Source organism: Adhaeribacter arboris, from assembly GCF_003023845.1.
Taxonomy (GTDB): Bacteria; Bacteroidota; Bacteroidia; order Cytophagales; family Hymenobacteraceae; genus Adhaeribacter; species Adhaeribacter arboris.
The window spans coordinates 6,758,316-6,783,849 of record NZ_PYFT01000001.1; the positions used below are offsets into that span (position 1 = coordinate 6,758,316).

A 25,534-nucleotide genomic window follows, 5' to 3' on the forward strand; every position below is an offset into this window, starting at 1 on the left:
CTCTATCTTTGGTTTGCCCGCCGGAAAGCAAAAGCCCAGCAAATAGCCCAATTAATTAATGTAAAATACGGAATCACTCACCCTCGCCACCGCTCAGGTAAATGGTATTAAGATATTAGCGTTTTATGAAATTGTGAGAAATGCCGACTGTATTAGGCTTCATCACAATGGTAGGATTGGTACTAGCTATAGTTGGAGTTAGTATCTGGCACTTTTTATCGTGGATTGTGTTAAGCGTACCAATCTATATAATACTAAAATACGGAAGACGGTTCTTTAAATAGATTTTCCGGAATACTCCGTTTAATGGGGTAGTAACTCGTTTTATTTTATAGTATTAGCAACGCAAGCGAAAAGCCGGGAAATTTCCCGGCTTTTCGCTTGCGTAATTTGCTTAAATATTAATCCCGAGGGAAGCGTTAAAACCGCGACCATCCGATGACCAGATACCCGGACCCGGGTAAAACGTGGGTCGTTTGGTAAAATAGTGCTTATCTAAAAGATTATTAACATTTACTCTCAAACGCACCTGCGGCGAAATCCGCCACGAGGCATTCACATCCACAATCCCGTAATCGGGTACTAAGCCCACGGCGCCCGTAGCCGAAGGGATACGGGTATTTAACGCATCCGCGTAGCTTTGGGCCGTATAGCTGTACAAGCCCGAAATACTCCAGTACTTATAGCTGTAAGTAACCCCATTGCGGCTAATCCAAGGCGGCGTGCTTTCGACGTGGTTGTTTTTGACGGAGATATTTTCGTTGCCTTGTCTTACTTGTGCTTCTAGGTAACGGGCATTCATGTAAGCGGTAGAAGTAAAAATAGATAACTGGCTATTAGCCGAAAAAGGGTACGTATATTCCACGAAAAGTTCGGCTCCGTTGGTTAAAGAATTACCAATATTGGTGCGGTATAGGTAGAAGTTACCGACTTCATCGGTTTGGTTTAAACTGCCTAACCGATTATTATAGCGCAACTGAAACCAGCTCACATCCCATTTCAAACCTGCCTTTTCTCCCCGGAAGCCGATTTCGGCATTGTAGCCACTGGCATCTTCCAGGTCTTTATCAATCCGTTCGTAGGTCGTAGCCGGAATGACATCCTTAAAGATGACCGGCCGGTACGCTTGGGAAAAACCCGCGTAAAAGTTTTGCTGAGTTCCTAACGGATAATCAGCATTAATACCTAATAAAGGAAAACGATGCTTAATAACGGTGGGTAACTGTTCGTCCTGGTAGTAGGTAATGTTACCACCCATGTCGGATTGGCCACTTTCTACCCGGATGCCCGGGCTAATCGAAAAAGAAGTTCCTATCTGGAACCGGTTTTCGGCAAAGAAGGCTAAGTTACGGGTTTTAAAGTGCATATCCCGGCCCCACTGCGGATTAGTTAAAGTTAAATCAAAATCGCTGCCCGTGGTACCTTTGCCTAATTGTTGCCGGTGCAAGTCATTACGCATGATTTGCAGACCCGTTACCAAAGTAGATAAAACGGAACCTACCTGGTAACTATGCGACACCCGGAGTTCGGAAGTATAACTGTTAAAATGATCAATATCTACTTGGCGCGGGGCGTAAGTCAGCGTAGCCAAATCAATGACGTCCTTCACGTTAGCGGGCTTATCAAACTGGACACTATTACGAGCTCCTAGTACGGCGGAAGTAACCCATTTGATGGTTGTGCGATTGGATAAACTGTAATCTATTGTAAAGGATGGCACGTAGATTTCGGGATTGAAGTAATTGCGACTACGGGTAGATTGGCGGGGATTAGCCTGAAACATACTATCGGTCAGCGGTCCCGGAATTTGGTAAACGTAATTGGAGCGACCTAATTCGGCCGTTAAGCGAAGGAGTTTGCTGGGTTGGTAGCGGAGTAAAAATCCTTGCGCATCGTAATCCGTGCGGCTGTGGTCGCGGTATCCATCCGACACGCGTTTATTGTAGTAAGCGTAATAACTAAACTTTCCTTTAGTACCGCTAATAGCATTATAAGTACTCACTAAACCGAAGGAACCAGCGGCATTAATGCTTTCTAAGCCAATGGTACGGGTAGAATCGGGTTGTTTGGTGACGTAATTGAGTAAGCCGCCAAACTGGGCACCGTATTGCAAAGCGCCGGTACCCCGGACCATTTCAATCCGCTCTACGGCTTCCATAGGAAGGCTATAATGCGAGGCGGGGTAGCCGTACATGTCGGAATTAGTGATAATGCCGTTCTTGCGAATGTTAAATTCCCAGCCCCGGTGCGGATCTAAGCCGCGCGTAGAAATATTCACCTGATTACCCGAACCATCCATGTCGTATACGAATACGCCGGGGACCTTAGCAAAAAGCTGGCGGGGTGTTTTCTCGGTGATATTGGCGTTTAAACCACTCAGATTTACTACCTCCGTTTTCTTGCCGGCAAAGAGAAAAGTTTCTTTTAAGCGGGGTAGCCGCTCGATGTTGGACTTACGGCCGGTAACGGTAATGGCTCGCAAGCGTTTGGTTTTGCTACTATCGGCCACTGATTGAGCCTGAAGCGAAAAAGTGAAGAAAAAAATAAAAACAAACAGGATAGATAAGTGCTTCATAATAGGCTGACTCTAAACCCGCAAGGTACTAAAATTGGGCGGGAAAAGCAGCCACTAACCACCGGAATTATTCTTTAAGTAACACGGAAGTTTGTTTGTGAAACGGCCATTTCTCTGGGTTTAAATTAGCCTTATGAAACATGAACTGCGCTTACAATCAAGGTTTTTAGATTATTATTTTAGTATAATCAGCGCAGTGCTCCCTCCACATCTTTTTAGAATGGGCCTTCCGAAGAGATAGTCTTGAGTTTAAACATTTTCCAGAGTAATTATTTGCAAGAATGAGTCAATTTTCCCCACTGGCAGTAGTTTGTTAATCTTCCCTTCACCTGGGCTTAATAATAGCTTAACATGGCTATTATAGCTTTGCGCCAAAAGCAAGATCCATGAAACAAACTTTATTATCTAAGAATTTTTGCGGGCGGATGAAATATTTTTTGCCCTTGATAATTTTTACTTTGTTTATTTCCCGGCATACTTTCGGCCAATCTGCCAAGCATGTTATTATTATCAGCATCGATGGTTTCCGGCCGGAGTTTTACCAGGATAACTCCTGGGCCGCTCCTAACCTGCAGCAGATGGCCGCCAATGGAGTACAGGCAAACGGGGTTAGAGGTGTTTTCCCGAGTGTAACCTACCCTTCGCATACCACTATTCTGACCGGCGTGATGCCCCTGCAGCACGGTATTTACTACAATGCGCCCTTTGAACCGAACGGGGCAACCGGACGCTGGTACTGGGAAGAAAACTTAATTAAAACCGAAACCTTATGGGATGCCGTCCGCAAAGCCGGTTTAAAATCGGCTTCTGTCTTCTGGCCGGTATCGGTGGGTGCTCCCGTGGACTATAACCTGCCGGAAGTGTGGTCGCTGGATAAGAATATGGACCGGGTAACTCCCATCCGGCAAGCAGCCCACCCCAAAGGACTTTTAGAAGAAATTGAACAAAATGCTACCGGCAAACTGCAGGAAAAAGATTTAAATAGTGATTACCTGATCGCCGACGAGAACGGCAGTCGGATGGCGGCCTATCTTCTGGAAACCTATAAGCCCAATTTACTAACCTTCCATGTTTTCGCGGTAGACCACGCGGCTCATCAGGAAGGCAGAGACGGCGAACACGTGCGAAAAGCAGTAGCTGCTGCCGATCGGGCAGTCGGTAATATCCTGGAAGCTATTGAAAAGGCGGGGATTAAAGAAAGTACCGCCGTTATTGTAACCGGCGATCATGGTTTTGTGGATATAAAACAAAGTTTTTCCCCTAATATTATTCTCGCGCAAAACGGCTTGATCGGAAAGGAAAAAGATAATTGGAAAGCTAAATTTCATACTTCCGGAGCCGCCGCTTTTTTACACCTTCAAAAGAAAGGGGACCAGCAAACGGTAAGTCAAGTTAAAAAGCTGCTAGCCGGTTTACCCGATTCCCAGAAGAAGTTGTTCCGAATAGTAGAGCGTCCGGAACTCGACAAAATAGGGGCAGATCAGAATGCTGTTCTGGCTTTAACGCCCATCCCCGGAGTAACCATGAGTGCAACTACCGAAGGCGATCTATTGAAAGCTGCCCAAGGGGGAACCCATGGTTTTTTCCCGGATTTCAAAGAAATTCAAACGGGCTTTGTGGGTTATGGCGCCGGATTTAAACCGAAAACGACTTTGCCTCTTTTGGGCTTGGAAGATATTGCCCCGTTGGTTTCCCGGCTCTTAGGAATTACGTCTCCGTCCGCTAAAGCGGCTAAACCTGACGTGTTAGAAGCAGCGGTGAAATAAAGGCTTCGTTACAGAAAAGGTTTAAACGATCTTATTCAGTAGAATAGGATCGTTTTTTTGTTTGTCAGGGACGATTGCGAATAATTAGCGCAAAAGAAGATTGTTTTTCTGCCCATGAGCTGGCCTTAGGTTACAAAGCATTATTTCCAAGGTATTTGGTTAGCCGAAGCGAATCTATTACTTGATAATTTACTTCATCCATAAGTTGGTATTTAGAATTTTTCGGGGGAAATCGGCGCCGGAACTTTGTTTTTAACCGGTTTAATGCTTTGCAGATAAGCAAAAATACTCCCTATATCCTGATTCGATAAGGCAGTGTAGTTGGTCCAAGGCATGGGTGGCAATAGAGGCCGGGTTCCTTCCAATCCTTTAAATTTGCCTTGCGTAATCGCCTTCCGGAATTGTTCTTCCGTCCAATTACCAATGCCGGTAGCATCGGGCGTTAAATTAGCGGCAAACGAAACGCCCCAAGGACCGGCGGCGGCCGTTAGATCGGGATAAAACATCGTAAATCCGGCAGGTATCAACTTGCTATCAAATTTTACCAGCGGCCGCTCCGCCGGAAAGCCAGATAAGAGGAGTTCCGGAATGATTTCCGGCCCATTGGCGCTCATTTTTTTGGGGGAATGGCAATCGTTGCAGCCCATTGCTTTGACCAAGTATGATCCCCGTTTTATTTTATCTTCAATAACGGTTGCCCCTTCGATTGTATTCCTACTAGTGGTTTCTTTTGGAGCATCCGAGCAGGAAAACATAATTCCTCCCAGGCTCATTGTTATCCAAGTTAGAACGAAATAAAGTTGATTTTTCATTTTCAGAAGGTTAAACTTTTTAGAACAAATGCAAGGTAATGGAACTAGTAATTACTTTTAACGGCCAAACCTATAGCCACAAGTTTGATTCTATAGACTTCCTTCTTATGAACGGCACGTCCAAAGAAACTTCATCGGCCTCTACAATCTACCTTACTGGGTGCTGGGATAAATTGCTCCCGAAGGAGAAAGCCCGTTAATATTTACTTTAAATTCTTACAGAAATTGCAAGTAGTAATGGCACTAACATACTGAATTTCAATAAATTATTTATAAAATGAAGCAGCAGATTAGTAAACCTTCGCAAAGGTATAAGTTGCGTTTGCTCCCGCTGCCCAGCCAGAAATAAGAGCGTAAGAGAGGATGGTTAATAGCGGCAGGTAGGAGGTATTGTTGCCGTATAAAAGTAGGGTTAAGCAATGTTTAGACAATGTAGTTTTTCTACCAATACCTTCGAGAACTCTTTTTACCTTCTGCTTCCAAGAAAGTTTAATCACTTCAAACTAAATCGAATTGTTTTTACTATATTAAAAGCTTGAAAATAAGTGGTTTGCTTTAGTATAAATTTGTAGAAATTTATCTTGTTTACAACTTCTTAGACCTTATGGCGACTAGTAGAGGATAGCCATTTTCTTGATAGAATATTTTGTGGTTTAGCTATGGAACAAGCATCCGGCAAATCAAAAGCTCCTACTTTACATTACCCTAGTAATTTAATTTACCCGTAAGTTCGATAAGTGCCTACAAAGGGGAAGCGCAAAGTTTTTAAACATTAAGTATAAATACGTTAAGTTTAAGTAGTAACCCTCTTTACAAGTATTTTCTGTCCGGCAAAAGCTACTTTCTAATTTAATTTTTTATTCGTGAATCTTCATTCCCTATAATTCTACTTATGAAAGGTTGTCTACTTGCCCTACTTTTATTCTTTCGGGTGACAATAGTTCCGGCTCAAGGTACCCAGACGGAAAGTTTAGATTTGTTAATCGGGAAAGCTAAAGCGGATACTGCCAAAATTAATCTTACAAATAAAAAAATTCGGCTTTTAATTCGCGAGAATCTGGATTCGGCTGAAAAGTTGAGTTTGAAAACTCTCGATAAAGCTAAAAAAATAGGTTATTCTTTCGGCGAAGCAAATGCCCGGATTAATTTAGCTAGCAGCTTTAGTATGAAGGGTAATTTTCCTCCGGCGGCCCAAAATTTAAAGATTGCCCAAAGTATTTTTCAAGAATTAAAAGACTCTTTAAGTTTAAGCAGTACATACTCCACCTACGGGCTCTATTATGGTATCCAAAGTAAATACGATTCTTCTATTTTTTATTTAGAAAAAGCTATTTCTATTGCCGAGCGTAACCATTACCGGGAGCGATTAGCTACCTATTACAGCAATATTGCCATTGGCTATCAGATGCGATCTAATTTTAAAAAAGCTTTGGAATACCAACAAAAATCGCTGGACTTGGCCCTAGCCGATAAAGATTTTGCCAATCAGGCCTTTACACGATTAAATATGGGGCTTGTCTACGCCCAAATGAATGATACGCTAAGGGGACGACGAGCCTTGTTTGAAGCTATTCGGCTCGCGAAGAAAGAAGGAATAAAAAGCGTGGAATTATACGCTTATTCGAACCTCGCCAATGCTTATAATTTAAAAAAGGAGGCCCAGAAATGCTACGAGTACGCTGTGAAGGCTGCGCTCCTTGGGGGTGAAATGGCCGATTATAGCATTCAGGCCGCCAGCTTAGCAAAAGCGGCCGGAGCGGCGGCGGCACAAAAAAAATTTTCGCGGGCAAATACTTTGGCCCAACAAGCCATGCAAATAGCGGATACGGCTGGTCAGAACTATATTATTTTTCAGACCTATGCTACTATGGGTTCTATTTTAAAGCAACAAAGCCAATTTAGTGAAGCCATTCCTTATTTGGAAAAAAGTGTGGCTACTTTAGAAAAAACCGACCTTTATAACGAAGAAGCAGGCTCCACTTTTAAAAATTTATCTCAATGTTACGAGCAAACCGGTAATTTTCGCAAAGCTTTGGCTTATTATAAAACTTCGGCTCAAATTGCTGATTCTGTACTTAACCGGGGTAATATTCGGGAAGTAACCGAGCTGAGCATGAATTATGAATTTACCAAAAAACAAGAAGCACAACGAATTGAACAAAAGAATAAAGATGCGATAGTCCAAGCGCGCTTAATTGCCTTGCTTATTGGGTTAGGTTTAACTTTAATTTTGGCGGTGGTATCTCTAAGAGCTTACCGCAATAAGCAAAAAGCTAATTCTTTGTTGCAGCAGCAGAAAAAAGAAATTGAAAATACCTTAACCCGCCTGAAGAACACACAAGCCCAACTTATTCAATCGGAAAAAATGGCTTCCTTGGGAGAGCTTACGGCCGGTATTGCCCACGAAATTCAGAACCCTTTAAATTTTGTTAATAATTTCTCGGAGGTAAGCGCCGAATTGCTCGACGAACTAACCGAAGAACTGCAAAAAGGCGATACGGAAGAAGCTATCGTCCTGGCCGGTGATGTAAAGGAAAACTTAAAGAAGATCCGGCATCATGGCAAAAGAGCTGATCTGATTGTAAAAGGAATGCTAGAACACTCGCGCATCAGTACGGGCGAAAAACAACTTACTAATATTAACTTTCTCACGCAGGAATATGTACGCTTGGCTTACCGGGGTTTATTGGTGAAGGATAGACATGTTAATGTTAATCTGGTTACTGATTTTGATAACAACCTGGAGAAGCTGGAAGTGATACCTCAGGAACTGGGACGAGTATTAATAAATTTATTGAACAATGCTTTCTATGCTACTCAACAGAAGAAAGCCCAGCTAAACGGCCAATATAAACCGGAGATAATGGTAAGTACAACCCAACATAACGGGAAAGTTGAAATTACAGTAAGGGATAATGGCATTGGTTTACCCGAAGAATTAAAAAGCAAAATTTTTCAGCCTTTCTTCACCACCAAACCTACCGGCCAAGGCACCGGCTTAGGCTTGTCGCTGAGTTATGATATAATTACCAAAGGGCACGGCGGAGAACTTAAAGTAGAAACGAAGGAAGGTGAATTTACCGAGTTTAAAATTACATTGTTCAGGGATGTCGTGCGGGGATAAACAGTTTCAGGTAACAACCGTGGCTGTTGCACAACTAACAGAATTAAATTTTAAAGGCTAGGCTTTATGTAGAAGAACTCTTACAACCACTAAAGCTTTCAAATCAACCCGGAATTTGGTAAATTTTTACCTTTTTAGTTAAATACGTTCAACAGGTTATATTAAGTTTATAGCATATTTAGTTGCGCCACAGCCACGACGAAAAAAGATAAAGAAATAAGCTGGCTAATCCCATTTTCTTTGGTGGACAAAGTATCTCCAATCAGATAAAACAATGACCTTAATGGCGGCGGGTTTGCTTTTCCTTTAGAACACCTCTAGGAAAAACCAGTCAATACAATTGGGTTTTATCGCAAAGCTCCATTTCACAAATTAAAACTGCTTCTTTGTTTTTGAGACGGCTACTGTTACCGGTAGCTAGCTACCGGTAACAGTAATTAGATTTTCTAATAAACATGGATTTTTTGTTTTTAACCACCTCCTACTTGGCGGGAGCAATCTGATACTAATTTTTATTTAATAATTAAGTTAGAAACAGGATAAAAAGAGCACAAAGCATTGTCCGGAACCAGATGCTCCTTGCCAAACCAATCTTCCACTGTAATTCGGGCTATATTTATCGGATTTGTTTGTAACAGCGTAAATGCTTCGTATTCTGTTTGGGGTATATGCTTGAAAAACTTATCAAAGAAAAGCTGCATGGCAAGCATCTTTTCTTCTTTATTTTTTAAAATTCTTATTTGGCCATATAGAATGATACTTTGGTATTCACAGCCAAAATCAACGGCCTGGCGAGCCGTGTATAGCTTACCGTATTTATAAACGGAAACACATACTTTTTTACCTTTTGTAATTTCTTGTCCGCCAAAGCCATATTTAGAAAAGTGAAAAATTATTTCGTTGTTCGGCTCATCATAGGCATAAAAGGCAACCTGAATAAGGGGATACCCTTCCTTTTCGATAGCGATGGAACAAGAAACAGAGTTGTTTAAGAGGGCATGGTAAAAGTCCATCCCCGTAGCTTGACGGTCTTTACGTCTTACCTTTTTTGAATAATCTTCCATGCTATTTTATTCTCTATATAAGTGTCTGATTCATTTACCGGCTAAAGAGCTTTGCCTTGTCAGGAAATATCTTGAGCGGCTATTTAATACCCAATCGCTTCAAGTAGCGGCCATAACGCAGGAAATAAAACCCGGCGGGTTTTCAAAATCCGCCGGGTTGGCGCAATTTTTTACATCAACCTGATGGAAGGTAACGCATACTATTGGGTATAACTCCTTTATTGTTATAGGAATAGGGAACTATCAATGAAGTATTCGGCGGCTTAAAGTTTGGGTAGGAATCAGCAACGCAAGCATTTTTCCCCAATAGATGGCCTTATTTGGTTTCTGTATACAAAAACTCTCCCTCGTACGTAAACGTACGGTCCTGACCTACCTCTGCTTTCGTAATTCTTTTATTTGGCAAACCATTTTCGTGGTAAACATAAGTGTACGATTCCTCTGCACTAAATGCTCCGGTAGTCACATTTTCTACTTTTTTAGAACCCGGATTGTTCTTCCAGAAAGGAATGTGGGGTAAATAAGGACTATTCAAATAGGGTATAACGTTTACCTTATCATCAAAGTCACTGAAATGAAAAACCGAGGTAAGCTTAAATTGCTGCGTAACCGGATCTTTATAATAAAGTCCTACCTCGTTCAGATTGCCTCTTTCATCATAACGGTAGGTTGATTTTTCTTGCTCTCTTTTTTGATCATCTGTTTCAAAGAAGAATTTAACCTGCGTTATTAACTGCTGCTGATTGTTAAAGGTAAAAACGTATTCTACAAGTGGTTTCCCGATCAGGTTATATTCCGTGGCTTTTTCTAAAACCGGGCCGTTGTAAGAGTAATACGTAATCAGTCCATCGCCAATGGCGATCTTTTTTACTAACCGGTTTTGCGCATCGTAGTCAAACTGCTGAATAAATTTAGTAACCTGATCCGTACCTTGCACCGAGTTGTATTGACTCGTATACCGGATGAGCTGTCCCGCCGGGTTATATTCCAATTTTTGAAAATCCAATGCCGACCATTTTAGCTGAACTGTTTTTCCCTTCCAGAGTTGGCCGCTATTCTCATTCGGATTTGAGTTGCCCGGATTATCTGAGCGGGTTGCGGGAGCAATAACTTCGTCGCGGCAAGCCGTAATGAGGGTAGTACATGCAATGGCGAATACAATAGCTGCTTTAGGTAATAAAGAAAATTTAACAGGTTTTTTCATGAGTTTTATGGCAGTAAATAAAAGAGTTTGGATGAAATAGAATTATTTTTTGGTAAAGGTTAAATCGGGGCCGGGCTGGAAGAATATTTTCCCTTGCGCATTAATACCGTACGGGACATTATTCCAGACAAAATCTCCGTTAGGGTATATCTTAGAAGGATCCAAATCATGTAAAAAATGACCGTCTTCGTAATTCTTACCCCGGATAAAATGGATCGTCATATTCATCCGATCTGCGCTTATTTTCTCTATTTCATAAGCAACATCCGAATCAATGTGCACACTCTTGGCGCCCCCGTTGGCGTAATGAATATCATACCGGAAAACGTAGGTTCCGGTGCCGTTCTGATTTAAATGCATTTGAGCACCTAGCGCCAAACCCGAATAATAGCCGCCGTAAGCATCATTATACCCGCCACTACTCACTTGTGACCAGGCAAAATCACCGGTAAATGGTTCGGGAACTGTCTTATGCGGCACATCGCCGACTATTACTTCTTCCATTTCCTCCTTCGTACATCCTAAGGCCGTTACTAAAAGAAAGCAAATACTAAAAAGGAAGCGATTACTTTTAAATTTAATTAGATTTTTCATTGATTAAATTGGTTTAATGTTGTTTCTTTCGGTTAAAAACTTATCCTCTCCGAAAACAGGACAAAAGTCGGATTTGTAAATTTGTACCACCTCTTCAATCCGGATTATTATCTCTGCAAATTGGATGGTAGAAAAAGAACAGATGGGTATTCATCTCTTATTGCGGGAGTAAAACAAACTGGCTGTAGTTAGAACTTGCATGGAAAAGCTGTACACCGACTGGACGCTGAAAAACATTATCGGCCATCATGGCCTGAGCGAAATGAAAATGGCTCCGCTGAATGCTAGGTACCAAGAATACTGTTTTCTGTTTAACGAGCCAGGAGTAGTGCAAGGCTGTTTTAAAACCTTTTCCTCGCCCAATGTGGAAGTTTCCCTAATGGAAATGCATTTGGAAAAAAGTTTAGTATTTCTGGCCCAGGACGGAGTGGAACGCTTGAGCTCTACGCTTTTGCTGCGGGGTTCCATTGGTTCGGATAGTTTTTATGATAGTCAGCACCGGGCAATAGAGCATTCTCCGCATATGTTTGTTTATTCCTGGAACTACCAGAATAAATTCACCTTGCATCCCGGGAAGCTGTCGTTGATTAACATTAACCTGAAGCCGGAATTCTTTTTTAAGGTAACAGAAAACGAAGCGGATTTAACCCGATTGCTGAAAGGAAAGCAACCGGAAGATTTCTGCCTAGCGTTTCCTTTAAGTTTTTCCCGGCATAGTGAGTACCAAAAAATTAGTCATGCCATTTCGGCTAATAGTTTCAAAGGAATTACGCAGCACCTGTTTATCGAAGCCAAGGCTTATGAATTATTTTCTTTAGAATTAGAAGAGCTATTACAAGTCAGAAAAATTCCCGCCCGTTCGGGGGAAATCAACTCGATAGACAAGGAAAAGCTATTAGCGGCTCATGATTTCATTCTGCACCATTTTGCCGAACCCTTATCCTTAGACCAGATTGCTACTCAGTTTCAGATCAATGCGTTTAAATTAAAAAAGGGATATAAGATATTGTTTAACCATACCGTGTTTGGTCATATTCAGGCGCTTCGCATGAACCAGGCCAAAGAGCTTTTAATAACCCAACAATATAACGTGGCCGAAGCCGCCTACCAGGTGGGCTATAGCAGCCCAAATAACTTCTCGACAGCCTTTAGTAAGATGTTTGGGTATCCGCCCAGCAAAATCACGGAAAAGAAATCCTGGTAGTTTTAATTTAGGTTGACATAATTAGCTCTTACCAAATGACTCGAAGGTTTCTCTAGTTCAAGTAAATTACTAAACTGAGTTCTCAGGAAGAGCGCACAAGAAATCGGGATATTCTACTGAACAGCTTCGCCTTCCTCTCAAAAAAGTCAAGCATTTTAGATAACGCATTTCTCTAATTCCGACAAGCTAAAGGAAAACTCTTGTTTTAAAATGTAAAGTATTTAAAACTTTTTGTAAAAAATACTTGACAAAAGTAAAATATTCTTTACATTTGCCTCGTCATCTATAAAACACTAAAATTATGAAAACACGTTATCTTTTTCCCCATCGATTTAAGCTGCTCGGCTGGTTACTCCTCCTTCCTTCCTCTCTGGTTGGTCTATTAATGTCATTTGACTACCAGATATTTTCCGTAGATGCTACTGTTTTTGCTCTTTATAACGATGGAATTGAACCGGCGAAAGTCTTTACCTTTATTGAGAATTCAATAGTAGACGAAATTATTGCTGTACTCGTTATTGTCGGGGGAATCCTGGCTGCATTCTCCCAAGAAAAACAGGAAGATGAGTATATTGCTAAAATTCGTTTAGAGTCCTTACTCTGGGCCACTTATATTAATTATGGCTTGCTTTTATTTTCAATACTTTTTGTCTATGGATTGGGCTTTTATCAGATTATGATCTTCCACATGTTTACCGTGTTGTTTATTTTTCTAATCCGGTTTAATTTTATATTGTACCGTACTTCAAAGGCTATGGCATGAAGAACAGTATAAGAGTGGAGCGGGCAATTCATAATTTAACCCAAGAAGAACTTGCCAAGAAAATAGGGGTGAGCCGTCAGACGATCAATGCCATGGAAGCCAACAAGTATGTGCCTTCCACCATTCTGGCCCTAAAGATTGCGCGCGTATTTGAAAAAAACGTAGAAGCTATTTTCTTGTTGGAAGAAGAAGATTAACAGCAAAGAAGTAGTCGAAAGAAATTCTTTATTCCAATCTTCGTTTTTCTTATTCCTCTTTCTAAGAAAAAGGAGGTAATATGTTTAATTAAAATTAGCGACAAGGTTATTCTACCAGTATGGCTGTTTTACCAGTTTCTCCAGCATCTGCCACCTTCTTTTTTAGGGTGCAAGACAAGTGATTTTTCATGCATTGTTATGGCCTCTGGCATTTGATTGTTTTCACTGGTACCTTCCCGTAACTATCGTAGGCATTTTAGCTTTTCGGCTAAAGATGAACCTAAAGTTGGAATATCTTCTGAGCCACCTATTACTGTTACCTTTATCTTAATTTTATTACCTCTGAGACTTAAAAGTTTGAGCCTCCGCTTTGGTGCGAGCGGAATACTTTCTTAAAAAGCTTTCTTTTTATTTAAGCCGATTTTGCCGAAGTATTTTGCTTTAGCACTAGTAGGTTTCAAGAGCGGCTGAACAGCTGCAGCAGCCTCAATGGGCAAGTCGGATTCAATCACATCAGCCCCCAATTGGATGATGGCCTGGTAAGCCTTTTTTCGTTCTGCTGGGTCGGGCAATTTATCATAACTGGGAGCAGCGGAAATCATGCACATCACTCCCCGGGCGTGCAATAAATCGTACATTTCTTTATTTTCGGGTTTATTTGCAGGCCCAACATAAGCCATGAGGTGGGTCCAGGGAATACCCGCTTTTTCGTAATCCGCCAACTCTGTTTTGTTTCGAATAAAGGCAGAAAACATCCGGTTTTTGTTATCCTTGAGATAAAACTTGGCTTGTTCGGCACTATGTACCGTTAGCATAACGGTAGCTTCGGCTTGGTGTTCCCGTAGCTTTCTGGCAGTCATCGCTAAGGGTACATCTTTTCTGTCCAGGTTGATAATGGTTTTGCCCTTGCTCCATTCGATTACTTCATCCAGAGTGGGAATACCATAAGGGGTAACCTTCCCTTCAGCATCTTTGAGCTTCAATTTTTTCAATTCCGCCCAGGTATAATCCGCTACTTTCCCAGATCCGGTGGTGGTTCGGTCCAGGGTAGCATCGTGCATCAACACAATAACACTATCTTTGGTTAGACGAGGATCAATTTCAAAGAAAGCAGGGGTATAACGAAGAGTATTTTCGAAGGTAGCAATGCAGTTCTCGGGAAAACCCTTCGTGGTACCACCCCGGTGCCCGCTAATTAAGGGAATATCCTGGCCCGTGTATTTAAAAAACGCGTGTAAGTCCTGGCTGCTGCGGACATTGAAAATATGGAGAGCATTAGTCTGGGCATGTAGCGGCGTTAAAGTAAAACTCAACAGCAGAGCGATCATCCAGCAACTATTGCGAACTAACTTTCTGGCGAGAAGAATCATCATCAATGTTATTTCTGAGAGCTAAACCGGGCACAAGATAAGATTTAATTTTACAGAGAAAGGCGGTACTCTATTTTCTTAACTTTATCTTAATATTGCTGGTAATAATTTAATAAAAATTAGAAGCTGCCATTTTTGATGGAAGAACTTCCCTTTAACTAATGGATAATGGAGATGCCTCAATCCCTCTAACTTTCTTTAAATAGGCTAGCAATAAAAAAGAGCCATTTGGAATGGCTCTTTAGTAAATAGAAAAGGAAATTATTTATTGTTGTACCTTCAAGTAAGAATAGCCGGAGTTAGTGCCTTGCTTGTAAGCCACCTAGAATAGAAGCAGCCACTTTTTTATTTCTAGTGGAAATCTTTTCCGCTGGCGTTAAAGTATTGAAGGCACTTCCTTTCCCCTTTATTTTCTTAGACAATGAGGGTAGAAGCTAGCAGGCTTTTTCAGCTTTCCTCTCGTTTTTTAAGTTACTTATTTTGGTGGGAGTTTTGATTTATCTGCGGTATATTTCTATGAACCTTTTCTACTACTTCCACGAAGGTTTCATCCTCCCACACCCACATTCCAATTACGCTAAGGGGTATCTGGACGAATAAGACGAACAGGCACATGGCCAAGGAAATAAGTGCCATATAGGAGAAGACAGCCAGGATTCTGAGTTTGGTCATGACTTAAGTTCCCGTTTAATTTTAATTTACCATTGTAGAAAAGAGTAATCAAAACGTTGGCTAGCCACATTCTGATTACTCTTAATCTAAGGTATCACAAAAAGAGCCGCTTGACGGGGCTCTTTTTGTTGGTAAAAAGAATAGGCGGTTATTTATTGCTGGACACTCAAACGGGAATAACTGGTTTCGTTACCTATTTTGCAAACGACAATGTACAATCCCTTTTTCATGCCTAAGCTTTGGGTATAGAGCACGAGCGAACGCGTTCCTTGAACAAAAGACTTCGTGCAAACCGGGCGGCCGGTTAAGTAATCCAAAATCTGGATCTGACCACTGGCTTTTCCATCGAGTTTGATCTCACAATACCCTTTGGTAATCGGGTTAGGAGCAATTACGCAAGCTTCTTCGGGGGACGGCGTCGTATCCGGGCTCCAATCGGTATCGTGGTCTTTTTTGCAATACTTGCCGTGGGATTTATCCCGGGTTTTATCGCAATAGCTGCCGTGGTTTTTATCGCAGTAACGGTCGTGGTTTTTGTCGCGGCCCTTCCCACAATCTTTGTTGTGGTCTTCGTCCACATCGGCGCACTTGATGGGTTCCACCGTCAGGGTTTTAATCACCACGCCGCAAGAGTTGCGGGCGGTAGCAGACACGACACCTTTTTTCTTGCCTACTTTCACCAAGATAGAGCTAGCATTTTTATCCGAAAGAATCGTCCAGTCGGAAGGAACTGACCAAGTATAGGTTAAGTCATTGCCTTTTTTGGCGTTAATGGTAAAGGTTACCGGCACGTTATCGGAAAGACTTACGATAGTTGGACCGGTCAGTTCGATCTCCGGCTTCACGCAAGTGGGTGTTTCTTCGTTATTGCAGCCTTGCGCCTCAAACGAAACGGTTCCTACTGTCGTTCCCGCTTTAGCCTGCACACGGATGGTAGTCATTTTGTCAAAATCCGCTTTGTTCATCAGGTACTTGAATTCTTCCGTTACCCCATTTTTGTAGCCGTTGATGCCAATTCCTTCGTATTTCAAGGCTCGGAAAGGCAAGCTGGTAATATCGGTTTTATAGATAAATAAACCTTTGTAGAAACCAAATAGACCGCCACTGGCTAAGGCGCCGGCGGGTAACTCAAACGCGACATTGCTTAAGTCTTTATCGCAGTTGGTTTTCACTTTAAAAGTTAAGGTTACGGTTTTACCGTCTTTATTAACTACGTAGCCTTTGTAGCTGAAATCAAAACACTGATCCGTTTTGTCGCACAACACGGGTACCGGTGGGGGAACTACATCAATACAGGAGACACTACCGCCGTTTTTATTGGAGATCAATCTTTTTTGCAGGCCGTAAAAATTATTGGAGCTGGCCGGCCCTAATTGTTTAATCAGGCAACCTTTGATAAGATCGACCTGAAAATAGCAGTTAGGTATATCTACCTCCAGGCAAACTTCTTCTCCCCCTTTGGTATCGATCATTTCCGAATCAAACAGTTCTTGTTGCGCCGCCGTCTGGTTGCTGTAAACGGCCGAAGGAGCCTTATAACTCACCAAGGAATAGGTGTAAGTAGTCGGACTAGCCGGCACGGTAAAGCATACTTTAAGCTTTTTACCGGGTTGTACCTCCTGGATGGATGCCACGGGTACGCCATCCACGGTATATTTAATTTGTTTTAACACGGGAGTCGGATACAAAGCGGCTTCTTCGGGAGTAACTGAGCAAACGGGCGGGGGAGGAGTTATTACTTGGTAATTACAAGCTTTGGCGACAAACACCACTTTGGCGGTATAACTATCGGCAACGGCTTTGACCCGGATAGTAGTGAGCTTATCAAAGTCCAGCGCACTAAGCGTATAGACGAAAACGTCCGCTTGACCGTTTTTAAAGGTATTATTGGCATTATCAGGAATAAACTTGATGGCTTCGAACGGGTAATTGGTGCCATTATGAACCTGATAGGAGTACGTGCTGGCGTATTTCAGAGCTGGGGTAATCACCGAGGAACCATCGGGTAATTCAAAAGCTGCGTAGGAAAAACTCTTGTTGCTGTAATTGCGAATTTCAAACGAGAGGGTCATGGTATTATCCACGTTGCGGACTGCACTCCCGTAGTTGATCTTAAAGTAAGAGTCGCTTTTTTCGCAGGGGTTGGAAAAGTCAGTTGCCTTGCTGGTAATTACCGAGCAAAGTGCCACCAGCAAGGTAATGAAGGTAAGTAAGCATTTTTTCATGAAAGTAGGGGTTGATTAAAGGTTTAAAGGGTTAGAAAAAGGTTGGAAGGTTAAACAATAAACAAAAAAGAAAGCTCTTTGAGGAAAGGGAAAGTCACGTCAGTATGAATATATAGTATAATAAAAACAAAAAGTTTAATTTTATCTGCAATTTATATATAAAATGAAATATATAAAAAGTTATATGTAAAAATTTTAATTTTATTTTAAATTATTAAAGGAAATAAAAAGGATAAAGTAAAAATTAAGACAGTACTAGGTAGAAGAAATAAACGAGAAAGAAACGGCAGAAACATAAATAAGCTCGTTTTTTGATGGCTAGTGGAATGGTACTTTTATCTTTGCCGTCCTCTCTTTAACTTTAGTAAAATGCTTTTTCTTTCTTAAAACATCCAGAACAATTACTGTTGTTGAGTAAGACCTATCTTTTTCAAAAAAAATACTTCTAAAGTGATAGGATAGTCTTTAAAAGGAATGTTCTTCTATTTTTTAGGTGGTTTGGTTCTGCTTTATCAGAACAAGTACTTTTTTAATTTTTATACCTAAACTTTGGCTAGAGAAAAAGTAGAAGTTAAAAAAGTAAATAACCAGGCGTGAGGAGTATTTAATATTACTTAAATAAAATATGCAGATTTTGCGTTAGAGAATGGACAATTGTGTAAGTTTCCGCTGTCATTTACCCACTACATTTTCTTCGCCGGTCTATGAAATTTTCGCTCTTATTACGTTTTACTCAGAGCTTGCCCGTTTGGAGCCTGATTGTATTTTGTTTCCTGTTCAGTTGCCAAAATAAAAGCAACGAACTCCAGTTAGAAAGTAAAAACTTTGAAGAGCAAATTGAGTCGGCGCAAAACCTGGTATTTACTTTTAATAAAGAATTAGCTACTGCAACGCAGTTGCAAAAATGGGATACCGTAGCTTACATTACCTTTACCCCGGCCGTAAAAGGCCGCTTTAAATGGACTACCCCGAACGAATTGGTATTTTCGCCGCTCCAACCTTTTGCTCCCAGCACCGATTTTCAGGCGGAGTTTACTCAAAAATTAGTACAGCATAGTCCCGAAAAGCATTCCTTGCCCGCTGGACAAAGTATTCGGTTTCATACCCCTTATTTAGATTTAGAGAATGCCCGGGCTTTTTGGACCCAAAACGAAACGAACCCCGCCGAGTTAGAAGCCCGTTTGGATTTAAATTTTAACTATCCGGTAGTCCGCGCCTTATTAAAAAACCGGATTCGCGTGTATAATGGTGCGGTAGAATTACCGGCCGAGATTATATTGGGAAAAACCGGCAAAGAAGTAGGCGTTCGTTTAAAGAAAAATTCGGCCCTCCGGGAGGATGCCCTACCGGTGCGGGTGAGTATTGCTCCTGGTTTAGCTACGGCCGGTAGCAGTTATCGAACTAAAACGACTATCGAAAAAGAAGTTATTTTACCTAGTCGGCAAAATTTGCAAATTTCTGAAGTAACTACGGGGGTGGAAAACGGGGAAGAACGCATTTACGTGGCTACTACTCAGCCGGTGCAAACTGAAAACTTAGCAACCTTAATTAAAATAGAACCGCGGGTAACTTTTACAGTGGAAGAAATGGAAGGTGGTTTTGTGCTGAAAGGCAATATGCCCCAGGAAAATACTTACGAACTAACTATTTCTAAAAACCTGACGGGCTTGGAGGGTACCAAAATGGGCCAGGATTACACCCACACTGTATCGTTTGCGGCGGTGCGGCCTGGCATTGGATTTGTGAACGCCCGCAGCGTTTACCTCAGCAGCCAGGGAGCCCGTAATATAGCCCTGAACGTAAATAAAGTGCCCCGCATTAAAGTAAGCATCGGTAAAATTTACGAAAATAATATATTGCGCGCCTTGCAGGAAGGCAAAATGTACGATGGCGAGTACGACGAAGAAGCCGAAAAATACCACGAAAGCTACTCGTATCCGGTAAACGAAAACAACGGGAATATAATTTTTGAGCGCGAATACGATACCAAAAATCTGCGTAAACAAGGCAACGCCTTTCTGCTCAATCTAAACCTCGACGATCTGGACTTTGACAGTGAGTTTAAAGGTCTGTACGTGCTCACGGTAACCAGCACCGAGCAAAAGTGGCTGCGCGATTCCAAGATTATTTCGGTATCGGATATTGGGTTAATTGCTAAACAAGGCAAGAACGATGTGGTGGTATTTGTGAATTCCATCCGGGAAGCTAAAGTATTATCGGGCGTAGAAATCCGGTTTATCAGCACAAATAACCAGGTTGTTTACAAAGGTAACACCGACCAGGAAGGAGCCGTCCATTTTGCCAACATTGATAAACAGGCGCCTGACTTTAAAGTAGGTCTAATAACCGCCCGCCTGGGTTCCGATTTTACGTATCTGCCTTACAGCCAGACGCAGGTTAATACTTCCCGGTTCGAAGTGGGTGGCAAGCGCCTGAACGATATTCCGTACGATGCTTTTATTTACGGCGACCGCGATTTATACCGCCCCGGCGATATTATTCACCTGAATACCGTAGTTCGTACTCCTGACTGGAAAACCGTAGCCGGATTACCCATAAAATTAAAATTACTGCTGCCTAACGGCAAAGAATACAAAAGCGTTAAAGCCAAACTCAACCAACAAGGAGCCGCCGAATCCAGTTTTACCTTACCTAATACTGCGGTAACCGGGTCGTATAATCTGGAAGTATATTCGGGCAACGATGTGCTGCTGAACTCTCGGAAAATTGGCGTAGAAGAATTTATTCCGGATCGCTTAAAAGTAACCGCTACCTTGAACAAACCCAGCTTTAGTACCGGCGAAAGTGTAGTTACTAAGCTTACTGCTCTAAACTTATTCGGGCCACCGGCGGCTAACCGCAATTACGAAGTACAGCTTAGTTTAAAGAAGAAAGTCTTTAAAGCTAAAAAGTTTTCCGAGTATCTTTTTGATATTGTAACTTCTGAGGCGGTCGATATCCAGAACAGCGTTCGGCAAGGCCAGACCAACGGGCAGGGCGAAGGGCAGGAAAGCTTTACCTTAGCTGATTATCAAGATATTGGTTTACTCGACGGTTCGGTGTATACTACGGTGTTCGACGAAACCGGCCGGCCGGTGAACCGCCTTTCTAAATTTGAAGTAAGCACGCAACCCATCTTTTACGGCATCCGCGATTTTGATGAATACGTGAGTACCCGGCAACCCTTACGTATTCCGTTGTTAGCCGTGAATAAAACCGGTCAGCCGGTAGCTGCTCCGGCGCGCGTGCAACTGGTACGGTTTACTTACGAATCAGTAATTGAACATTCTCCGGACGCGGCATATAATTATAAATCGCAGCGCAAAGAAACGGTAGTGAGCAGTCGTACCCTTAACATTCCTGTCGGTGGCGCTCCGTTCACTTTTACCCCAATGGCTTCCGGCGATTACGAAATCCGGGTGCTGCGGCCGGGAGCCACTAATTATGTGGCCCAAAGTTTTTACGCGTACGGTTTTGGCGATACCGAAAGTACCTCTTTTGAAGTAAACAACGAAGGTGAAGTAGATATTACCCTGGATAAACCGGCATACGAAGTAGGAGAGGAAGCGAAAATTTTGTTTAAAGCACCGTTTGCCGGTAAAATTCTGGTAACTGTAGAGCGCGACAAAGTGCTAAGCTACCATTACCTGGAAACCGATAAAAAAGCGGCTTCTCTAACTTTACCCATTCAAGAAGATTATTTGCCGACCCTTTACATTACGGCAACCGCTTTGCGCCCGGTAAAAGATAACAGTTTACCCCTTACCGTAGCCCGCGGGTTTATGCCGGTAACAATTACCAAAAAAAGCACTCAGCTCGGGGTAACCATTACCGCCGCCGAAACCTCCCGCTCGCAATGTGCCCAGCAAATAAAAGTAAATACCGCACCTAATGCCGAAGTTACCTTGGCTGTGGTAGATGAAGGTATTCTACAACTAAAAGATTACCAAACTCCCGACCCGTACCACTTTTTTTACCAGAAGCGAGCCCTCGAAGTAAATGCTTATGATTTGTATCCGTTCTTGTTTCCGGAATTAACGGGTAAGCGTTCCAGCTTTGGTGGCGACGGCTACGATTTAGAAAAACGCATTAATCCGCTTACTTCAAAACGGGTAAAATTAGTAGCACAATGGAGCGGTATTTTAAAAGCAAATAACGACGGCGAAGCCACGGTAAAAGTAAATATTCCGCAGTTTTCGGGTTCGTTGCGGGTGATGGCCGTAGCCTACAAAGATAATGCCTTTGGTTCCGCCGAAAAAATGATGCGTGTGGCCGACCCACTAGTTATCAGTACAGCGCTGCCGCGGTTTATGAGTCCGATGGATACCATTTTAGTGCCCGTTACCCTTAGCAACACTACCGTTAAAAGTGCCGCAGCGAGTAGTGCTTTAGCCGTAACTGGTCCTTTAAGGGTAATAGGAGCAACAGTACAACCCGCCACTATTGCCGGCAACAGCGAAGCCCGAATATTGTACAAAGTAGTAGCGGCTTCCACTATTGGTCAAGCCTCCGTAACGGTAAACGTAAAAGCTTTGGGCGAACTATTCCGCAACCGGACCGATATTACCGTACGGCCTCCCGCTTCGCTCTCCAAAATATCCGGTTCAGGTTCATTAAAAGACGCAGCTACCGCCGATATTAAATCTACCCACGATTTTCTGCCGGCTTCGGTGGCCTCCCGCTTGGTCATTAGTAAATCACCACTTACCCAATTTACCGATGATATTACGTATTTGTTGCAATACCCGTATGGTTGCCTGGAGCAAACTATTTCAACGGCTTTCCCGCTGTTGTATTACGCCGATTTAGCCAAAGCACTAAACCAAGACCGGCAAACCCGCACGTTTAACCCAAATTATCTGGTGCAGGAAGCTATTACCAAAATAGAAGCCATGCAACAGTACGACGGTGGCTTTACCTATTGGCCCGGCCAAACCGATACCCACTGGTGGACGAGTACCTACGCAACCCATTTCCTACTCGAAGCTCGCAAGGCTGGTTACCCGGTAAATGCCACCGTGCTTAGCAAGGTTTTAACTTACCTGCAACGCAAAGTAAAAGGCCGCGCCATGGAAGAATACCGGTTCTACGATGTTAAACGGCAGGTGCAAAGTAAATTCATCGCCGCTCACGAAATTACCTATTCATTATACGTGCTCAGCGTGGCCGGTAAAACCGATTGGGCTACCATGAATTACTACAAAGCCCGTCCAGATTTATTGGCTATGGATGAAAAATACGTGTTGGCAAGTACCTATGCACTGAGCGGCAACCGGGAAAGTTTCAATCAGCTTTTACCCCCTGCTTTTACCGGGCCGGCAGCCGTGCGGGCATTGGATGGTAGTTTTTACTCTGCTATGCGCGACCGCGCGCTTTCCTTGAATAGTTTGTTGGAAGCCGACCCGGATAATCCGCAAGTAGGTATTTTGGCCCGGCACTTATCGGATGAGCTACGTTCGAACCGTTGGTTTAATACCCAGGAGCGGGCCTTTGCTTTGCTGGCTTTAGGTAAACTATCGCGCCGCAGTCAGGGAAATGTAACCGCTAAAGTATATCAGGACGGAAAGGTCATAGGTTCTTTTACCGGCAAGCCGCTCACGCTCACTAATAAACTAAATCAAGGTAATATATCGGTCCGGACGAACGGCCAAGGTACGCTGTATTATTTCTGGAACGTGGAAGGGATCAGTCAGAGTGGTAGCTACCAAGAAGAAGACAGTTTTCTGCAAGTCCGCAAAGCCTTCTACGACCGCAACGGTAACAAAATTACGGGCAATACTTTCCGGCAGAACGATTTGGTTGTCGTGCGCATCGCGCTGCAAACCCAGGATGGCCGCAGCATTCCAAACGTAGCCATCACCGATTTGCTGCCCGCCGGCTTCGAAATCGAAAACCCCCGCTTATCCTCAGAGCGCGAAATTGCTTGGGCCAAAGACTTGTCTGTTCCCGATCACACCGATATCCGTGACGACCGCATTAACATCTACACCACGGCTACTGCTAAACCCACGTACTTTTACTACCAGGTTCGCGCCGTGTCGCCGGGTACTTTCCAAATGGGTCCCGTTGGCGCCGATGCAATGTATAATGCCGAATACCATTCGTACAGTGGTGGGGGAGTAGTGCGGGTGAGGTAATAATGTTTTTCTTAGTTAATTATTTATAAACTTAATCAGCGCTGATTCAACTGCTTTTTAATAGGCTCCAGCAAATAGGTTAAGCCGTTAATCTTTATCTCGTAAATCGTGCTTAATTGCATGCCTAGTTTTCCGGGCGGGAAACCTTCTTTATGAAACCACTCCAGGTAAGATATGGGTAAATCGCAGAGAGTTGTGTTTTTGTATTTGCCAAAAGGCATTTTCTGGCGTACCAGATCCAGTAATATGTCAGAGTTAGGTTGAGGAAGGTCCGGCATGATTTCGATAGAAAAGAAAGTAAAATTTATAACTGAATTTTAAGGATGAAAGGCGGCAATTATATAATTTAGTAATTACTAGAAGGCACAGCTGGCATTTACTTACGTTAACTATTTTGATTTTCAGCCTTAGTCATGTGAATATGGTCAATGCCGTCTTCGTCATATAGTTCGCTGGTTTGAACAAACCCAAATCTTTCGTAAAAAGCTTTCGCGTACAACTGCGCGCCAATTTTTATCGGGCCAACTCCAAATAGAATAAAACAAGCTTCAATTGCAGTGGCAACTAATTCTTTTCCTAAGCCAGTACCGCGGGCAGCCGGACTCGTTACAATCCGGCCAATAGACATCTGGTCGTAGTAGGAACCGGGGGCCAGCAAACGGGCGCAAGCGGCTAATTGGTTACTTTGGTAAATCATCAGGTGATGACAAGTCTGATCTTTATTATCCATATCCAAGAATACACAATTTTGCTCCACTACAAATACTTCGCTTCTTAATCGTAGTATATTATATAGTTCAAATGGTGTTAAGTCGGGAAAAGATTTACAAACTTTAGTAAGCAGCATGTATTTGTTAACTTTAAATTCAGGAGGTAAATTAGAATAAATTTAACTGCTGGGCAGATGAAAACCGCTAATTAATTATTCTCTCGTAGTGGAGCTTCTGCTGTCGCGGGTATTTTTCTGTACCGCAATAGCGGCAAATAAACTTAGAATAAACGACATACCGTAGAAACCTTTTTCACTTAAGGTTAAAGAAGCATTCCATAAGCCAACTACTAATAATAGAAGCGCTAGCAACGTAGAAAACCAACTGAGGCCGTAATAAATACCCGTAACCGGAATACCTTCCAGCTGATCTCGTACGATTTTTTTGTAAAGAAATAGCTGCGAACAAGCCGTACATTAAGACCACAAAATAATATCCTTTTTCATTTGATAACATCGAAGCGTTCCATAGGCCAATGGTGTAGACACTAATTCCGATACATAAGGCTCCCCAGGAAGCGGCAATAAAAGCGTTGGTAGGTTTCTGATTCATTTTTGGTTGTTTTTAATTGTTTAGTTTTTAATTGCTTAGTTTTTAATAGCATAAGATTAGTTATTTGATTTGTACTGTTCTTAATTATGAACCAAAGATACAGCATGAAAATATAGTAGAAAAAGCATTTTTAGTTAGTTTATTACTTTTAAAAGTAAGATTATTAATTATATATAATTGATAATCATTTAGGTAATTAATAAAAATAGACTTTATAATTATTGCTTGGACGTTTGTATTTTAAAGTTTTAAGTTGATTATTTATGTATAAACCCAAATTTTATGGTTCTGCTGCGGATAACTTCTTTGTTATAATATTCTTTTAGCTGGTTTCTCGCTTTATAAAGTTGCTTAGAAGAGTCATGGCATCTTTTTAGAAAACTACCGGGTAGATAAATCGCTCTTTTTTCAAAGAGCAATTAGCCCCTGAATGCAAAAAGCTAATAGCCTCCCTTAACCCTCTTACTTCTTGTTAAAAACTAAATAGATGCGGCAGAATTCTATT

Annotated in this window: 16 protein-coding genes and 1 pseudogene; 6 read left to right on the forward strand and 11 right to left on the reverse strand. The window is 42.2% G+C overall.

The features are described 5' to 3' along the window. Positions 1-394: 394 nt before the first annotated feature. Positions 395-2,575 carry a TonB-dependent receptor family protein gene (locus AHMF7605_RS27405; RefSeq protein ID WP_106933118.1) on the reverse strand — a complete coding sequence of 727 codons (2,181 nt, stop codon included), beginning with the start codon at positions 2,573-2,575 and terminating at the stop codon, positions 395-397. A 386-nt stretch (positions 2,576-2,961) separates the two neighbouring features. Between AHMF7605_RS27405 and AHMF7605_RS27410 the strand changes: the two genes are divergently transcribed. Next, a complete protein-coding gene (locus AHMF7605_RS27410) occupies positions 2,962-4,341 on the forward strand; it encodes an alkaline phosphatase family protein (RefSeq protein WP_233219275.1) in 1,380 nt (459 codons plus the stop codon). A gap of 212 nt (positions 4,342-4,553) precedes the next feature. On the opposite strand, the gene AHMF7605_RS27415 is transcribed toward AHMF7605_RS27410, so the two are convergent. Further along, complete coding sequence (locus tag AHMF7605_RS27415) at positions 4,554-5,153, reverse strand: c-type cytochrome (protein WP_106933119.1); 600 nt, start codon at positions 5,151-5,153, stop codon at positions 4,554-4,556. 892 nt (positions 5,154-6,045) lie between these two features. Here AHMF7605_RS27415 and AHMF7605_RS27420 point away from each other — a divergent pair. Beyond that, a complete protein-coding gene (locus tag AHMF7605_RS27420) occupies positions 6,046-8,277 on the forward strand; it encodes a tetratricopeptide repeat protein (RefSeq protein ID WP_106933120.1) in 2,232 nt (743 codons plus the stop codon). A gap of 512 nt (positions 8,278-8,789) precedes the next feature. On the opposite strand, the gene AHMF7605_RS27425 is transcribed toward AHMF7605_RS27420, so the two are convergent. From AHMF7605_RS27425 to AHMF7605_RS27435, 3 genes are all read right to left on the reverse strand, one after another. Beyond that, positions 8,790-9,341: a pyridoxamine 5'-phosphate oxidase family protein gene (locus AHMF7605_RS27425; protein ID WP_106933121.1), complete on the reverse strand. Its 552-nt coding sequence runs from the start codon at positions 9,339-9,341 to the stop codon at positions 8,790-8,792. Between the two features lie 316 nt (positions 9,342-9,657). After that, positions 9,658-10,545: a hypothetical protein gene (locus AHMF7605_RS27430; protein ID WP_106933122.1), complete on the reverse strand. Its 888-nt coding sequence runs from the start codon at positions 10,543-10,545 to the stop codon at positions 9,658-9,660. 42 nt (positions 10,546-10,587) lie between these two features. Next, a complete protein-coding gene (locus tag AHMF7605_RS27435; RefSeq protein WP_106933123.1) occupies positions 10,588-11,139 on the reverse strand; it encodes a hypothetical protein in 552 nt (183 codons plus the stop codon). 199 nt (positions 11,140-11,338) lie between these two features. On the opposite strand from AHMF7605_RS27435, the gene AHMF7605_RS27440 reads away from it, so the two are divergent. From AHMF7605_RS27440 to AHMF7605_RS27450, 3 genes are all read left to right on the forward strand, one after another. Further along, on the forward strand, positions 11,339-12,343 hold the full coding sequence (locus AHMF7605_RS27440) for a helix-turn-helix transcriptional regulator (RefSeq protein WP_106933124.1): 1,005 nt from the start codon (positions 11,339-11,341) through the stop codon (positions 12,341-12,343). Between the two features lie 301 nt (positions 12,344-12,644). After that, on the forward strand, positions 12,645-13,106 hold the full coding sequence (locus AHMF7605_RS27445) for a hypothetical protein (RefSeq protein ID WP_233219276.1): 462 nt from the start codon (positions 12,645-12,647) through the stop codon (positions 13,104-13,106). Beyond that, positions 13,103-13,303 carry a helix-turn-helix transcriptional regulator gene (locus AHMF7605_RS27450; protein WP_106933125.1) on the forward strand — a complete coding sequence of 67 codons (201 nt, stop codon included), beginning with the start codon at positions 13,103-13,105 and terminating at the stop codon, positions 13,301-13,303. Before AHMF7605_RS27445 ends, AHMF7605_RS27450 begins: the two co-directional genes overlap by 4 nt. Positions 13,304-13,695: 392 nt before the next feature. On the opposite strand, the gene AHMF7605_RS27455 is transcribed toward AHMF7605_RS27450, so the two are convergent. The 3 genes from AHMF7605_RS27455 to AHMF7605_RS27465 all read right to left on the reverse strand — a co-directional run bounded on the left by AHMF7605_RS27455 (position 13,696) and on the right by AHMF7605_RS27465 (position 17,570). After that, positions 13,696-14,676, reverse strand: a complete 981-nt coding sequence (locus AHMF7605_RS27455; protein WP_106933126.1) for a glycerophosphodiester phosphodiesterase family protein — start codon at positions 14,674-14,676, stop codon at positions 13,696-13,698. A 468-nt stretch (positions 14,677-15,144) separates the two neighbouring features. Continuing rightward, the gene (locus AHMF7605_RS27460) at positions 15,145-15,345 is read right to left on the reverse strand and encodes a hypothetical protein (RefSeq protein WP_106933127.1); all 201 of its coding nucleotides are present in this window, start codon (positions 15,343-15,345) and stop codon (positions 15,145-15,147) included. Positions 15,346-15,497: 152 nt separating this feature from the next. Then, positions 15,498-17,570, reverse strand: a complete 2,073-nt coding sequence (locus AHMF7605_RS27465) for a T9SS type A sorting domain-containing protein (protein WP_106933128.1) — start codon at positions 17,568-17,570, stop codon at positions 15,498-15,500. Between the two features lie 704 nt (positions 17,571-18,274). Here AHMF7605_RS27465 and AHMF7605_RS27470 point away from each other — a divergent pair. Next, positions 18,275-23,707, forward strand: coding sequence for an alpha-2-macroglobulin family protein (locus tag AHMF7605_RS27470; RefSeq protein ID WP_106933129.1), 5,433 nt, complete (start codon positions 18,275-18,277; stop codon positions 23,705-23,707). A 35-nt stretch (positions 23,708-23,742) separates the two neighbouring features. Here AHMF7605_RS27470 and AHMF7605_RS27475 read toward each other — a convergent pair whose 3' ends face one another. The 3 genes and pseudogenes from AHMF7605_RS27475 to yiaA all read right to left on the reverse strand — a co-directional run bounded on the left by AHMF7605_RS27475 (position 23,743) and on the right by yiaA (position 25,029). After that, a complete protein-coding gene (locus AHMF7605_RS27475) occupies positions 23,743-23,985 on the reverse strand; it encodes a DUF3820 family protein (RefSeq protein WP_106933130.1) in 243 nt (80 codons plus the stop codon). Between the two features lie 107 nt (positions 23,986-24,092). Continuing rightward, on the reverse strand, positions 24,093-24,554 hold the full coding sequence (locus tag AHMF7605_RS27480) for a GNAT family N-acetyltransferase (RefSeq protein ID WP_106933131.1): 462 nt from the start codon (positions 24,552-24,554) through the stop codon (positions 24,093-24,095). A 75-nt stretch (positions 24,555-24,629) separates the two neighbouring features. Next, positions 24,630-25,029: pseudogene (gene yiaA, locus AHMF7605_RS27485) on the reverse strand (inner membrane protein YiaA). Positions 25,030-25,534: the final 505 nt, after the last annotated feature.

Bases quoted from the DNA above. Each gene is read 5' to 3' on its own strand.
- AHMF7605_RS27460 (WP_106933127.1), bottom strand. From the start codon at position 15,345: ATGACCAAACTCAGAATCCTGGCTGTCTTCTCCTATATGGCACTTATT.
- AHMF7605_RS27435 (WP_106933123.1), bottom strand. From the start codon at position 11,139: ATGAAAAATCTAATTAAATTTAAAAGTAATCGCTTCCTTTTTAGTATT.
- AHMF7605_RS27405 (WP_106933118.1), bottom strand. From the start codon at position 2,575: ATGAAGCACTTATCTATCCTGTTTGTTTTTATTTTTTTCTTCACTTTT.
- AHMF7605_RS27455 (WP_106933126.1), bottom strand. From the start codon at position 14,676: ATGATGATTCTTCTCGCCAGAAAGTTAGTTCGCAATAGTTGCTGGATG.
- AHMF7605_RS27445 (WP_233219276.1), top strand. From the start codon at position 12,645: ATGAAAACACGTTATCTTTTTCCCCATCGATTTAAGCTGCTCGGCTGG.
- AHMF7605_RS27420 (WP_106933120.1), top strand. From the start codon at position 6,046: ATGAAAGGTTGTCTACTTGCCCTACTTTTATTCTTTCGGGTGACAATA.
- AHMF7605_RS27475 (WP_106933130.1), bottom strand. From the start codon at position 23,985: ATGCCGGACCTTCCTCAACCTAACTCTGACATATTACTGGATCTGGTA.
- AHMF7605_RS27440 (WP_106933124.1), top strand. From the start codon at position 11,339: ATGGAAAAGCTGTACACCGACTGGACGCTGAAAAACATTATCGGCCAT.
- AHMF7605_RS27480 (WP_106933131.1), bottom strand. From the start codon at position 24,554: ATGCTGCTTACTAAAGTTTGTAAATCTTTTCCCGACTTAACACCATTT.
- AHMF7605_RS27465 (WP_106933128.1), bottom strand. From the start codon at position 17,570: ATGAAAAAATGCTTACTTACCTTCATTACCTTGCTGGTGGCACTTTGC.
- AHMF7605_RS27450 (WP_106933125.1), top strand. From the start codon at position 13,103: ATGAAGAACAGTATAAGAGTGGAGCGGGCAATTCATAATTTAACCCAA.
- AHMF7605_RS27410 (WP_233219275.1), top strand. From the start codon at position 2,962: ATGAAACAAACTTTATTATCTAAGAATTTTTGCGGGCGGATGAAATAT.
- AHMF7605_RS27425 (WP_106933121.1), bottom strand. From the start codon at position 9,341: ATGGAAGATTATTCAAAAAAGGTAAGACGTAAAGACCGTCAAGCTACG.
- AHMF7605_RS27415 (WP_106933119.1), bottom strand. From the start codon at position 5,153: ATGAAAAATCAACTTTATTTCGTTCTAACTTGGATAACAATGAGCCTG.
- AHMF7605_RS27470 (WP_106933129.1), top strand. From the start codon at position 18,275: ATGAAATTTTCGCTCTTATTACGTTTTACTCAGAGCTTGCCCGTTTGG.
- AHMF7605_RS27430 (WP_106933122.1), bottom strand. From the start codon at position 10,545: ATGAAAAAACCTGTTAAATTTTCTTTATTACCTAAAGCAGCTATTGTA.